The organism is Sphingorhabdus pulchriflava (assembly GCF_003367235.1).
GTDB classification, from domain to species: Bacteria; Pseudomonadota; Alphaproteobacteria; order Sphingomonadales; family Sphingomonadaceae; genus Sphingorhabdus_B; species Sphingorhabdus_B pulchriflava.
The window spans coordinates 1567109-1579657 of sequence record NZ_QRGP01000001.1 but is presented as its reverse complement, the minus strand read 5'-3'; the positions used below and the strand labels follow the sequence as shown (position 1 = coordinate 1579657).

At 55.2% G+C, this 12549-nt stretch carries 11 protein-coding genes; 4 read left to right on the top strand and 7 right to left on the bottom strand.

Annotated elements, in window-relative coordinates; translation table 11 throughout:
* Positions 1 to 15 precede the first annotated feature (15 nt).
* Together DXH95_RS07850 and DXH95_RS07845 are read left to right on the top strand one after the other, a co-directional pair.
* Entirely contained in the window at positions 16 to 495 is a 480-nt protein-coding gene (locus tag DXH95_RS07850) for a DUF3617 domain-containing protein (RefSeq protein WP_115548810.1), read from the top strand.
* Positions 479 to 913 (top strand): integron, encoded by a 435-nt coding sequence (locus tag DXH95_RS07845; RefSeq protein WP_147291703.1) that lies wholly within the window; start codon positions 479 to 481, stop codon positions 911 to 913. The genes DXH95_RS07850 and DXH95_RS07845 overlap by 17 nt, the downstream gene beginning before the upstream one ends.
* A 1-nt stretch (position 914) precedes the next feature.
* On the opposite strand, the gene DXH95_RS07840 is transcribed toward DXH95_RS07845, so the two are convergent.
* The 3 genes from DXH95_RS07840 to DXH95_RS07830 all read right to left on the bottom strand — a co-directional run bounded on the left by DXH95_RS07840 (position 915) and on the right by DXH95_RS07830 (position 4451).
* Positions 915 to 1952 (bottom strand): DUF1176 domain-containing protein, encoded by a 1038-nt coding sequence (locus DXH95_RS07840; protein ID WP_181883601.1) that lies wholly within the window; start codon positions 1950 to 1952, stop codon positions 915 to 917.
* Between the two features lie 316 nt (positions 1953 to 2268).
* Positions 2269 to 2943 (bottom strand): LytR/AlgR family response regulator transcription factor, encoded by a 675-nt coding sequence (locus tag DXH95_RS07835; RefSeq protein WP_115548807.1) that lies wholly within the window; start codon positions 2941 to 2943, stop codon positions 2269 to 2271.
* Complete coding sequence (locus DXH95_RS07830; RefSeq protein ID WP_147291702.1) at positions 2937 to 4451, bottom strand: sensor histidine kinase; 1515 nt, start codon at positions 4449 to 4451, stop codon at positions 2937 to 2939. The genes DXH95_RS07835 and DXH95_RS07830 overlap by 7 nt, the downstream gene beginning before the upstream one ends.
* A 61-nt stretch (positions 4452 to 4512) precedes the next feature.
* On the opposite strand from DXH95_RS07830, the gene DXH95_RS07825 reads away from it, so the two are divergent.
* Together DXH95_RS07825 and DXH95_RS07820 are read left to right on the top strand one after the other, a co-directional pair.
* Entirely contained in the window at positions 4513 to 5493 is a 981-nt protein-coding gene (locus tag DXH95_RS07825; RefSeq protein WP_220272241.1) for an ABC transporter ATP-binding protein, read from the top strand.
* Positions 5487 to 8681: a M1 family aminopeptidase gene (locus DXH95_RS07820; protein WP_115548805.1), complete on the top strand. Its 3195-nt coding sequence runs from the start codon at positions 5487 to 5489 to the stop codon at positions 8679 to 8681. Before DXH95_RS07825 ends, DXH95_RS07820 begins: the two co-directional genes overlap by 7 nt.
* Positions 8682 to 8686: 5 nt before the next feature.
* Here the strand turns inward: DXH95_RS07820 and DXH95_RS07815 are convergent, their stop codons facing one another.
* From DXH95_RS07815 to DXH95_RS07800, 4 genes are all read right to left on the bottom strand, one after another.
* Positions 8687 to 9451, bottom strand: coding sequence for a DUF4189 domain-containing protein (locus tag DXH95_RS07815; protein WP_181883600.1), 765 nt, complete (start codon positions 9449 to 9451; stop codon positions 8687 to 8689).
* A 252-nt stretch (positions 9452 to 9703) separates the two neighbouring features.
* Positions 9704 to 10489 (bottom strand): PhzF family phenazine biosynthesis protein, encoded by a 786-nt coding sequence (locus DXH95_RS07810; RefSeq protein ID WP_115549466.1) that lies wholly within the window; start codon positions 10487 to 10489, stop codon positions 9704 to 9706.
* 267 nt (positions 10490 to 10756) lie between these two features.
* On the bottom strand, positions 10757 to 11359 hold the full coding sequence (gene gstA, locus DXH95_RS07805) for a glutathione transferase GstA (RefSeq protein WP_115548803.1): 603 nt from the start codon (positions 11357 to 11359) through the stop codon (positions 10757 to 10759).
* Between the two features lie 32 nt (positions 11360 to 11391).
* Positions 11392 to 12456 carry an NAD(P)H-dependent flavin oxidoreductase gene (locus DXH95_RS07800; protein ID WP_115548802.1) on the bottom strand — a complete coding sequence of 355 codons (1065 nt, stop codon included), beginning with the start codon at positions 12454 to 12456 and terminating at the stop codon, positions 11392 to 11394.
* Positions 12457 to 12549: the final 93 nt, after the last annotated feature.

Here is a 12549-nt window from a genome sequence, read left to right as displayed (position 1 = left end):
CAAGGGATCTTGAAAATGAAACAGTATTTTACGCTACTTCCGGCAGTCGCGCTGCTGTCCGCCTGCGGACAGGCTGATGGCGAGCTTTCTCCGGGCAATTGGAAAAGCACGATGACCATGACCAAGTTTGACATTCCGGGCGCGCCCATCGCGATGGCTCAGAATGCAAAGGCAATGCTGGGGAAGGGGCAGTCGATCGACAGTTGCATAACACCGGAAATGGCGAAAGCTGGTGTCAAGGAAATGTCGAGCTCCATGCAGCAAGGCGACTGCAAGATGGAGGGCTTCAAGCAGGGTAGCGGCAAAATGTCCGGCACCATGAAATGCACAAACAGCGCGATGGGTGCGACGTCGATGAAGATGGACGGCAGCTATACCGCCGAGAAGGTGAACATGACGCTGTCGGGCGAAATCGCCGATGCCAAATTGCCTGGCGGCAAGGCCGACATCGAGATGACGATGAACAGCGAACGCACCGGTGACTGTAAGAAGTGAACCGTTACTCTCGCTGAGCTTTGCGGCACTATCCATCGCGGTTAACGCGAACCCGATGGGCGATCTGGTCAATCCACGCCCTGTGCTGGTAGGCGGCTTTGCCCATGCCGACAGCTGCACCAGCACCGGCACAATCCGCACATTGCGCAAAAATGGTGACGGCTTTGTTTCGGTACGCGCTGCTCCGGATGTCGCCGCGCGCGAGCTTGACCGCTTGAAGCCCGGTCGCCCCTTATGGCTGTGCCGCGACACGCATCGCGGAGATTGGGTTGGCATCGTCTATCCGGTGGAGAGCGAGGATGACTTGATGAGCGAATGCGGCGTATCCGATAACGCACACGATTTACCCGTGCCCTATTCGGGCCCGTGCCGGTCGGGTTGGGTTGCCCGACGCTTTATCGAACTGTCGGCTGGTTAGTTCATCGATCAGCTACTTCCGTTTTCCAAACCCGGATGCGATCAAAGGAGCCGCGGCATTCGGGCATTACCAATTGCTCGCTAAGGCGAAACTTGTAGCCATCCCAAATGTAGCGGTCGGTCCGTCCGCAATCGCCGATGGCGCGGAAACGCGTCGCGCTTTCCAGCACTCTTTCTTTCTCCAGCCAGATCACTTCCGCCTGGACATTGCTTGGTCCATCACCTGTGATTCCATTGTCATAATCGAATTCGGCCGGGCGAATTTCACCTTGGTTACTGATGATCATAATGCTGGAATAACGAACATAAGCACCACTGCCACAAGCCCAGGGAACAATAGCCAGGCTGTTATCGCTATCCAAGCGAACGAAGCTGGGTTTTGAAGTCTCTTCAGGAGCATCGCCGCCGCATTGCTCGCGATTGTCGTCCAAAGCCTTGGATTTGGGCTCGGTTGGAGGGCTTGTCGGCACTGCAGGACGGCTGAGCGAAACGCTATAGCCCGGCAAATCGTCATAGGCGATGCGCTTGCCTCGACGCACGATCGCGTCCGGCGTTTCCAGTTTCCCTTGTTGCTTATCGATACGAAGAAGAGCCGCCGTCAACCCGGCTAATGACGTTCGAGCGACAGCTTCGCCTTTGACATCGCGCAGATAGACCCATTGGCCTTTACGCATGGACTGCACAATTCGGCGCGCCTTGGCCCCGGCGATTTTGAAATGACCTATACCCGCCGACGACAGTGGCACTTCAAGCTGATCGACAAAAATGCGCAGATCCGGCCGGTGCCTGAGTGTTGCAGGAAATCGGAACGCCACTGTTGGCGCAATATGCGCTGCCAGTGGTATTTCTACCATCGCCTCGAGATGATCTGTATTGCCGTCCGTTCCGCTTGTTGGTGCTTGCAGCGCAACTGCCGCACAATTGCGCATGTTGTCACAACCGGTAATCCAGTTTTGATAGACCGCTATGTCTTCGGGCTGGGGTTCCGAATAGAGAGATTGGCTTAGGATCGCAGCTAACGGTAAAAACTGTGGCATCATAGTCCAACTCTCTTCACATTGCCTTGTTCCATCAGCGATTAGCGCATTCCATCCCCCCATTTGAGGGAGGGTTTGCGCAATTTGAACATTTCATGGTGGTATCAGATGCTGCAACCTATCCGTCGTCAGAACAACTAGTGCAGTGGCGGGAGTTAGGTCCTTGTGGTCGAGTACTCGAACCGTCATCGCAGAAATTGATTTGGGGCCTCGACTTGGGCTTCATCAAAGATCGAACCAATATTTGGTATATAAATCAATTAATTAAAATTGCATCCCGAGTCCTCTTCGGATATCGATCTGGAAATCCGAAATCTTGTCAAGATATTGCTCTACGGAAACTTCTCCCCAACGGGATTTTCACATTGCAGTCGAGTTCCACGAACTTCGTTCCTGATTTAGCGATCCTGTTCCGATTAACGATGTAGGACTTGTGTACCCGGATGAATTTTGAAGCAGGGAGCATTTCCTGTAGTTGGCGCATCGTGACCGTCGCCAGATAACTGCCGCTGACATCACAAACTTTTACGAAATTTCCCTGCCCTTGGAAGAAGCGGATCTCGTCTAGTTTGAAGCGCTGGCTCAATCGGTTGACCTTTAAAGTCAGGTAGCCGTCATCGGGTTTTACCGCCCGTTCGTCGTCGATCCGTCGTCTCACTTTGTCCATGGCCGAATCGAAACGTTTGGGACTTACCGGTTTCAGTAGATAATCGATGACATCCAACTCAAAGCCATCGAGTGCATGTTCTTTGTGCGCACTAACGATCACTGCATGTGGCGGCTTGTCCAATCCGCGGAGCATGTCCAATCCGCCAAAGCGGGGCATTTGGATGTCGACAAACATCAAGTCGACCGGGCCGCTTTCAAGTGCCTTTAAAGCGTCGGCCGCGTTCAGGCAGTGGGCAACCACTTTTAGATCATCGTGCGCGCTGCATAGATGCTTCAAAACTTCGTGCGCATAGGGCTCATCATCGACGATCAAGACATTCAACATGGCTCCGAATCCAGCTGAAGTTCCGCATGCCAGGCATTTCCGCGCGGCGCGCTCGAAAATTTGAAATGTCCGTCCATTGTCAAATCCAGTCGCCGCAGCATATTCTGCAGGCCGAGTCCGCTTGATTGAGCCGGCGGTTGAGGCGGCAAGGGCGCATTGACACAGCTAAAATGCAAACATTCGTTGTCGATGGAGAGAGTGATCGCGATTTCGCTGGTCACATCTTGCGGTTCGACACCATGCTTGAATGCATTTTCCACGAGCATGATCAAAAGCAACGGGGGAATCCGGAAATGCCCCATGTCTTCGGGAATGTTGAGTGCCACGCGACAACGCGAACCGAAGCGAAGCAATTGCATATCGATGTAGTTGCGAAGATAGGCGACTTCGTCGTCCAAGCGCACGAAGTCATTGCCGCCCTGGTACACGGTATACTGCAAGAGCTCTGACAGTTTCAGGGTGAGTTGGGCACTGGCAGGACTGTCTTTCAGACAGAGGGCATAAAGTGTGTTCAATGAGTTGAACAGGAAATGCGGATTGATCTGTTGCTGGAGCACATGCAGCTCGGAACGAACCCGCTCTTGGCGTTCCAACGCGTCGCTGCGCTCGGCCAGCAGTCGCTCGCTCGCCAGAATGACCGGCATTATGGTCGCCCACAGAATAGCGGTAAATCCGTAGTTGATCGCGTCGAACGGGTTGTGGTTTTCCGACGGTAACACGCTCCAATGGTTTGGATTGACGGGAAGCTTTAAGATCAATGTGCAGGCTAGAGGAGAATAGACAAGGCAGAACACGAAACTCGCGAGCGCCATCGCCATCCAGCCTTCTGTGCGCAGGATCTGCCTGACCAGCACGTACCGGCTTGTCCAATACAGGCCGTAAAGAAGCAGCGCGATTGCCGAAAACTGCAGCCCGTAGCTCAAAAACACCAGCGGGTGTGAATGCAAACGCTGCACGTCGAACCATATCTTTAACGGCTGGTTGTTGACGGCATCTGGCGTCGAACCAAACAACATCGTGGCAGCGATAGTCCAAACCGCCAATAACGCGATTGCGGCCGCATCGAGCGTGATTGGCAAACGGCGCATAAAGGTGATCAGTCCGCTTTGCCGTCCCAAGCCAGGAAGAGCCATAAGGGCACTGAATATCGCTGCCGTCAGCCAGTGTCGAGCAGCCAAAGGCGAGTGAATTTCCGCAAAGAAAATGGCAGTCAATGGATATGCCACAAATGCCAGAATCCAAATTATCAATGAAGCTGGTCTGATGGACTTTGAAAGCCAGTAATGTGCAGCAAAGAGCGGAATGGCCCACAGCATGGCCATCAAAAAATTTGAGGCAAATTGGGACCAATTTTCCAAGCCTGCTGCCGGATGGTTTTCCAGCGCGGCGAGTAGCACAACGGAGAGCACCGGTAGAAACGGCATTGCTGAAGTAACCGGTGACCGGCCTGACCCGTCAGACTTTCTTATCCACTGCACGCGCTGTTCTGTGCCCGAAATCAGCAGCAAAAGTCACGCAGGAATGATGAACAGCACAATTTCGATGACGAACGGCGGTGAGCATCGACAAATGCACCGCAAAATCGGTTTCGTCATCGATTTCGGCACGGTTGTCATTCCCCGATTGCCGTGTCGACCCGGAATCAACAGGCCGTTTCAGGTCAAATCTGGAGGGCACATGCTCAAAATCACCAACTTGCGAAAATCCTATCGTGGGGGGGGCTGTGCACTTGACGGGCTCAGCCTTGATATCGGCGCGGGGATGTTCGGACTACTAGGGCCAAACGGTGCAGGAAAAAGCACGCTGATGCGTATACTGGCCAGCCTGCAGCTTCCCGACTCTGGCGACATAAGTTTTGATAACATCAATATTCTGGATAATCCCTTGGCGCTTCGTCGGCGGCTTGGCTATTTGCCACAATCCTTTGGCGCCTATCCCTATATCGGCTGTCGCGCGCTTCTGTTCCATATGGCGCGTCTCAAGGGGCTACCTGAAAATCGCGCAACCGCAAGCCAAATTGACCGGCTGATCAACCTGACAAATCTGGAAGCCCATGTGTCACGCCCGGTCACCACCTTCTCGGGCGGGATGCGCCAGCGGTTCGGGATTGCGCAGGCGCTGCTTGGAGATCCGTCACTGCTCATTCTCGATGAGCCAACAGCCGGGCTCGACCCCGAAGAGCGACTGCGGTTGTACAATCTGTTGAGCATGTTGAGCAGCGATAGAGTGGTTCTCCTTTCGACCCACATAGTCGATGATGTCGAGCAACTCTGCAGGCAAGTGGCCATCATGATCGCGGGGCGTATTGTGACACAAGGGCCGACCGAAACTTTGGTTGCCGAGCTTGACGGTCAAATCTGGCAGGGCAGCGAGCCGAATGCCGAGAACGGAGAATGTCGGTTGCTGAGTGCGGCCTTTTTCCGCGGTTCAAAGCAGCACCGCTATCACAGTGCAGCTAATCCCGGTGCAACTTGTGCATCTGTCCAGCCAAGTCTGCAAGATCGCTATTTTCTCGAATTGCGTCGCAACGGGCTAGCATCATCATGTTGAGCCGGTTTCACATTGGAAACGAATGGCGGCTGTTCGCACGACATCCTCTGTTCTGGATAGTGCTGGCCGGAACCGCAGCGTTTAGCTTGCTGGTCGCAAGGGGTAGCCCGGCCCAACCGGGAAGCAGCGCGATCGAAGCACTGCTGCGATTGAACCTGTTCATCCCCACATTCATGATGCCTTTTGCAGCAGGTGCGCTTGGACCTATATTCTACCTGCGTGAGGTCGAGCACGACATGGCTGACATGGTAGGTACCTATCCGATCACTCTCAAGGATTGGCTGTTGATGCGGGGCGGGAATTTCGTCTTGCTTCTTTGCTTCATTTCCCTGGTTGCGCAGGCGATGTTTTTGGCCGTTCTCGGGCCGTTACATGTGGATGCATTGACCGAGATGGCGACACAAACGCTCGCTTGGCTAGTGGTTTTGCACATACCCGCTTGCCTGTTCTGGGCCAGCGTCCTGGCATGGCTCGCTTGCCGCAAGGCCAGTTCCGGTTTTCTCTATCTGGCAGCGGGGTTGGGCTGGATCGCCTATCTTGGCATAGCGACCCTTACCGGTACTCCTTTGATAGCAGGCAGCGAAACCGTTTGGCCGGTGCTGAAGCACGCGATGTTAGTTCTCGACCCCTATGCAGCAACAGCGTTGGTCAACCCCATGCCCGAAACGGGTGTGCTCCAATCGCGCTGGTTCAATGTCGGCGTCGGCAGGTTTTTGTGGATGGGTTTCGCCATTTTTACGCTGTCCAGAATTACCCAGATGCCGACTTTGGTTGAACGGCGTTTGATCGGGATGTCATCTGCGCCAAACCGGCCACTAGCCTTGAATTCAAATAGTGCGAAACTCGGCCATGTCCGATTGCACCTTCGCTACTTCACGCGCGACCAAATATTCTGGCCGATAGTTCTGGGTTGGCTCGCACTGTTTCTGCCCGAAGCCTATGGCGGAATGGATTATGCTGAGCCGCTTTCGACAGTTGCACCCGATAGCCGGGATGCTTTGAACCGGGTGGTTTGGGACGTGCTCCCGTTGGCGGGTGCCATGGCCATGCTCTATGCTGCCGATCGCATATGCAGATTGTATCCGGCGACCGGGATGCACGAATTGTATGCGGCGACCCCGCATCCGTCGCTACGCTTGATTGCAACGCAGGTGGCAAGCCTTTCGATTTTGGCAGCCTTCTTCACTTTTTTGACCGGTTTTGCAGTTTTGGCAGCGCAATTCCTGCTTCGATCACCCATTCAGCCTACCGAATATCTTGTTCAACTCGGGCTCGCGCTGGGCCGGATGATGCTTTTCGGTGCAGCATTTGCCGCGGTGCACGGGTTGGTACGCCCGCGCCTAATTGCCAATCTCATCTGTTTGGCGCTGCTCGCACTCGGCTTGAGTAACCTCGCACCGGCAATGGGTTTGCATCATCCTTTGTGGAAGCTATTCAACACGCCGCTTGAAGCACCGGATCATCTTTGGGGGTATGCGGGCGGTCTTGGAGGCCATGTTGCTTACATGTCGGTTTGGCTTCTGGCTGTTTTCGCACTGCTCATAATCGCAATCCTATCGGCCAACCGGACGCTGGCCTCGGCTCAAGTGCGTTTGAATTCGATTTTGCTTAGCCCGGCAATCATTGTGGCCGCACTCGGCTTTTTCTTTGCCGCCTGGCAGGGGGCCAAAATCGATAGCCGCTTGCGAGCGGAAGGCGCCCTCATACCGCCCGATGAGCGCGCGCGAGCACGCGCTGATTATGAACGGATTTATGCTGGTTGGGTGCGTGTCGCACAACCTGAAGTCGAAGCTATCCGGACCAAAATCGACTTCTATCCTGCAGAGCATCGCGCCGGATTGCGTGCCAGCATGATCCTTGTGAACCGAACCGATCAGCCGATTGCGAAAATTCTGGTTGGAAAAGGGGCGATAGCCGGGCCAGGCAATGTCGCGATCAACCGAGCTTCCAAACAACATCGCGACATCAAGCTAGGCCAAACCATTTTCGAGCTCGTTTCTCCGGTGCGTCCTGGGGAAAGGATTGAGCTCGGCTTTGAATTGGACATATCCAGATCGACGCTGCAACCATCGACCTTTCCTTTGATACTCCGGGAGGATTTCAGTAGCCTGCCGGTACTTGCCGTGCTGCCTGTCATCGGCTTCAAGCGCGAACTGACACTCCGCGATCCTGTGACGCGCAAGGAGCAGGGTTTGCCTGCATTGCAACGGGCATTGCCTTCGCAGATTGCGGCGCCACTATCGGGCTCTTTGTCCGGTGAAACAGCCATGATCGATACCATCATCAGCACCGATCAAGGGAACTATGCGATTGCGCAAGGCGCTCTGCTTCGTCGATGGATAGAAAGGGGCAGGGACGTGTTTCATTATCGCACCCGGGAACCGATCCATAATACACCGTCCGCTTTTTCTGTTCCATGGCAACCGCAAATCTTTGCGTCCGGGCCATATAAACTCCATTTCTATGCGCCGGATCAGTTGAGAGCCGACGATCCAAATGTGTTAGCCGCAAGAGACACGTTAGCCGCACTTGAGAAACACATCGCTCCCTATCCCGGAGACAGGCTGCATTTTCTGGCATCGCCTGACGCAGGCCCAAGCGGTTTTGCCTATCCGCAGATCATCCAGATTTCGCATCGTCTCGGTTTCCGCGCCAAACTCCAGCCGGATGCCGGCTTCGACCAGCGATACCGTCGTGCCGTCCATGAAACGGCGCACCAATGGTTCGGTCATCTTCTGGGCTATGGCCTTATCGACGAGCGCGCCTTCCTGATTGAATCCCTGGCCAAATATGCGGAGCTGGTCATGATCGAACAGCGCTATGGGAACAGGGCGATGCGCGCGCTCGTCGAGTTTGAGCGCGACCGTTATCGCCATGCTCGGCTTGATCCCGAACAATCAACGGCCTTCCTCATTGATGCGGAAGAAAGCGAAGACATGTACTCGCGTGCCACCTTGGCATTCGCCTGTCTTCGCACCCAAATGGGCGATGCAGCCATATTTGGCGCACTGAAGCGGTTGGCGGACGATTCAAGCCTGAACCAGCGCGCTGCGACGTCGATGAACTTTCTGGACGCGCTAAAGCGCGCAAGCTCGCCTCAGCGAGCCAAGTTCGTAGACCAGCTTTTCCTGAGCAGCGAGCCGATCCAGCTGGTCGAAAAACGCCTTGGTTGCGTCGTGGCGCGTTAAGGTTGTCAGGGAGCGGCCGGTGGCAAGCGCTCGAATTTCGGATCATCGGTTGTCGAGTGGATTCTGATAATCGAGCAGCGGACATTGAGCGTCTTGCAATGATCGGCAACCATTGCAGGTGCGGCAGCCTTTGATGTGGCTTTGCGGATCAGATCCTCACCTGCTTCGGTTCGGAACTCAACGATGACGGAAGAACCCGAAACACTCATGCCAATCTCGCATTCGGTCCCCGCATTTGCTCTGCAAGCGGGCAGCAGCCGCGCGGCTAGATCATCCCATGATGGACCCGAAGCGATCCAGATGGTGGCTGCGCCTTCTTCCGGTGAGTAGGGTTTGGGAAATGCCAGCATGACGTGCGATCGCCGGTTCAAGGGTGCGGGGGTGACCGAACGCGGCCTGGCAAAACTCTCGTCTGCAATTTGCGCCTCCATGGCCCCCCAGCTTGCCGGCTCCTGCCATGGTAGCGCGGCGAGCGGAGGCTCTTCGCGACATTCACGCTTAAATCCTGCGCAGTTCTCGCGCATCTTGTTCCGCGCCTCCGTTGCGCCGTTACCGAAGCCGGTGGCCACCGAACCGTCTGGAGTAATGCCAATGGAGAAATAGCCATTGGCGCCCTCTGCAACAGCCGAACATCCATCGCCCATTGCCTTCGTACACAGATCGAGGGCCGCATAATATGCAGCATCGAACGAGCGCGCGCCCATGACGGCCCAATAATTTGATGTGTCGATGTGGGCGACAATTGCTCCATAGCTGGACACCCATTTCATCGATTGGCGGGGCTGGCTTGGCGGCGGCAAACCTTGCTGGCCATTTTGCCTTTGCTGCTGGGCACGCATATTCTCTTCATACAAGTGCTGGCTTTGGCGGGCCATGTCTTGTTCGTATGTTGACTGTGCCGATGCGTCGACGATGAAGGCACAACTACAAATCAGGAATAGGGCTGTTCTCGATGTTCGGTTCATAAAATCACCTATCTCGATATCAGTTCCAGGATAGTGAGCGTTTGTTGGCTTGAATGCTCAAGTCTCGATCATTCCCGTTAAGTAAGGTGCGCAGAATCCTGATATCGCAACACGATCTCCTTGCATCCGGCAAAACAGCTCCCCACCACGAGCAGATGCCTGAAAGGCGCGCAATTCCGACATTGCGAGTTTGTTACACCAATAGGGAACGAGCATAGTATGTGCGCTACCCGTTACGGGGTCTTCGTCGATACCATGTGCGGGCATGAAGAAGCGGCTGACGCAATCATATCCAGCGTCGCCTGCGGCGGTGATGATCAGGCCGTAGCGGTCAAGCTGGAGGACTTTTTCCCGATCCAGCACGAACTGGCGAACGGCATCGGTGCTATCGAGAACGGCCATAATAAAGGCCTTGTCTTTGTGCACCTCGATAACGCTCTCGCCGAACAGATTTGAAAGATCATCATCTGATAGGGTCGTTTGCGCTGCCGGGAAGTCCATGGTGATGCGTTCGCCATTGCGCGTGATTTTGAGCGGTCCCGAATGGCGTGTTTCGAAAATAATCTCTTCGGCTTCTGGGATTATGTGGTTGAACAGGACATAGGCACTCGCCAGAGTGGCATGGCCGCATAGCGGAACTTCGACTTTGGGCGTGAACCAGCGCAAGTCCCAATTGCCGTCGCTTCGACGCACTGGAAAAGCGGTTTCAGCGAGATTATTCTCTGCCGCGATGGCTTGTAAGATTGAATCTTCAGGATAAGCGTCGAAAAGCACTATTGCCGCTGGGTTTCCACTGAAACGTTGCGTGGTGAAAGCGTCCACTATGTAAATCGGTACAATCATTAGCTCAGCTACCTTTTGAATTAAGCGACCTGGGTTTCGTTGCATTTTGACGCGGGTCTTGCAGGCATCCCGGCTGGCATCTTGCTTCAATCTTACGCCCCGACCGTCGAAACGGCCGGGGCGGCCATCGATCATTTGCGGAGCACGACCTTTTTACCAGCTGCGGCATTTGATTGACGGCTATCGGATTTGGTGTGGAGGCGCGAACGCCGACTCCCGCTGGGGTAGGGGTGTGCTATCGAGCGACGCCCGCGCCTCCATCAGGGATCAGGCTTCTGATGCAAGAGCTGCCTGTACCCCTGATCGTGACTCGACGCGGCTCAACCAGGTGGAGAGACTGGGCCAATGGTCGAGCACAATGCCTTGAAACGGCGCCCAGCGGGTCACCGCAAATCCGTAGCTGTCGGCGGGTGAGAATGCATCGCCTGCCAGCCAGGGTCGGCCGTCTGACAATTGCGCCTCAAGCACAGACAGCTTGGCGGCAACTGCTTCTGATGCGGCCGCGCGGCCTTCATGCGATGTGGCGGGGTTAAACAAGGGGCCAAATGACTTGTGCAACTCGGAAGAGATGAAGTTCAAGGTTTCTTGGACGCGCGCGCGCTCGACCGAGCCGACCGGAGGCATAAGGCCGGCATCCGGTTTCTGATCGGCGAGATACTGAACAATGGCGACGCCCTCGGTCAAAACTGTGCCGTCGTCCAGTTCAAGTGCCGGTACTTGACCCTTTGCCGTAACCTCGTTGAAATCCCGCCCGTCATCGACCGTCTTGGTGGCGAGATCGACACGGGCCAATTCAAAATCGCTGTCCAATTCGCGCAGGATGATGTGTGGCGACAAGGAGCAGGCGCCGGGAGAATAATAAAGCTTCATGACTTTCCTTTCTTGGGAGGGGGAAGAGATATTCAGAGTTCGTCGCGAATTGCTGCGATCAAATCCGATGCGGTACTATGCCGAAGCAGGGGCGCGGCCTGCCCTGCATATAGCGAGACAAAATCCTCGATATTGGCTGCCATCGCCGCAGCTTTCAGCTTGCCAATAAACCAGCCATGGATTGGAAAGGGCGGCAGTTCGGCGGCACGCTTATCGAACTCGGCAATGACGCGATTGGGGATGCCGCGCGCAAGCCTGCCCGTATAGGATCTTGTCAGGACGGTATTTGCCACACGGTCGGAGAAAAGCACGTCGCGATGGATGTCGGCGGTCCCGGATTCCTTGCAGGCGATGAAGGCAGTGCCCAACTGTGCCGCTTGTGCCCCCGCGGAAAGGGCCGACCGGATGCCAGCTGCATCGGCGATGCCGCCCGCGGCAATAATGGGTTTGTTCGTCTTCGTGCTCGCCAGTCGCACAAGAACCGCAGTGCCCATCAGGCTGTCTTCGGCACGGTTTAGGAACGAAGTGCGGTGACCGCCTGCTTCGAATCCCGACGCTACGATTGCGTCGACACCAGCCGAATCCAATGCCTCGACTTCTGCCGGTGTCGTTGCAGCGCCTATGGTGAGAATGTCGGACTTGAGGCATTTCTCCAATATTGCTGCGGACGGGATACCAAACACGAAACTGAAAGCGTGCGGTCGCGCTTCGATCAACGCATCAATCTGGCTTTCGAACTTTGGATGATAATGTTGCGGCGGCTCGGGTTGCTCCAATCCGAATTCGCGGAAATAGGGCTCGTAAAATTTCCAGGCCCGCTCGAAAGTCGCCAGCGACATATCATCGCCGCCTTTATCATGATCGCCAACCCAAAGGTTGACCGCAAAGGCGCGATCAGTCTGCGATTTGATGGAAGCGATAACCTGTGCGACACCGTCGCCTTCCAGATTATGCGCGCCGAAAGATCCCAAACCGCCATTATTGGCAACGGTTGCGGTCAACTCGACGGTCGAAAGGCCGCCGCCGAACGGGCCTTGGATAAGCGGGAGATCCAAACCCAATATCTGGGTGAGCGAGGTAGATGCATTGCTTTTCATTTTTCTCTCTGGCCTGACTTAAATGGCAAGACTGCGCGTGCGCCGCCGCACCATGCGGAGACGCTTCGAAGCAGATGGATTTGACCCTGCCTT

Coding starts and splice junctions, on each gene's coding strand:
- DXH95_RS07850 (WP_115548810.1), top strand. CDS start 16: ATGAAACAGTATTTTACGCTACTTCCGGCAGTCGCGCTGCTGTCCGCC.
- DXH95_RS07840 (WP_181883601.1), bottom strand. CDS start 1,952: ATGATGCCACAGTTTTTACCGTTAGCTGCGATCCTAAGCCAATCTCTC.
- DXH95_RS07835 (WP_115548807.1), bottom strand. CDS start 2,943: ATGTTGAATGTCTTGATCGTCGATGATGAGCCCTATGCGCACGAAGTT.
- DXH95_RS07825 (WP_220272241.1), top strand. CDS start 4,513: ATGCACCGCAAAATCGGTTTCGTCATCGATTTCGGCACGGTTGTCATT.
- DXH95_RS07820 (WP_115548805.1), top strand. CDS start 5,487: ATGTTGAGCCGGTTTCACATTGGAAACGAATGGCGGCTGTTCGCACGA.
- DXH95_RS07815 (WP_181883600.1), bottom strand. CDS start 9,451: ATGAAATGGGTGTCCAGCTATGGAGCAATTGTCGCCCACATCGACACA.
- DXH95_RS07810 (WP_115549466.1), bottom strand. CDS start 10,489: ATGATTGTACCGATTTACATAGTGGACGCTTTCACCACGCAACGTTTC.
- gstA (WP_115548803.1), bottom strand. CDS start 11,359: ATGAAGCTTTATTATTCTCCCGGCGCCTGCTCCTTGTCGCCACACATC.
- DXH95_RS07800 (WP_115548802.1), bottom strand. CDS start 12,456: ATGAAAAGCAATGCATCTACCTCGCTCACCCAGATATTGGGTTTGGAT.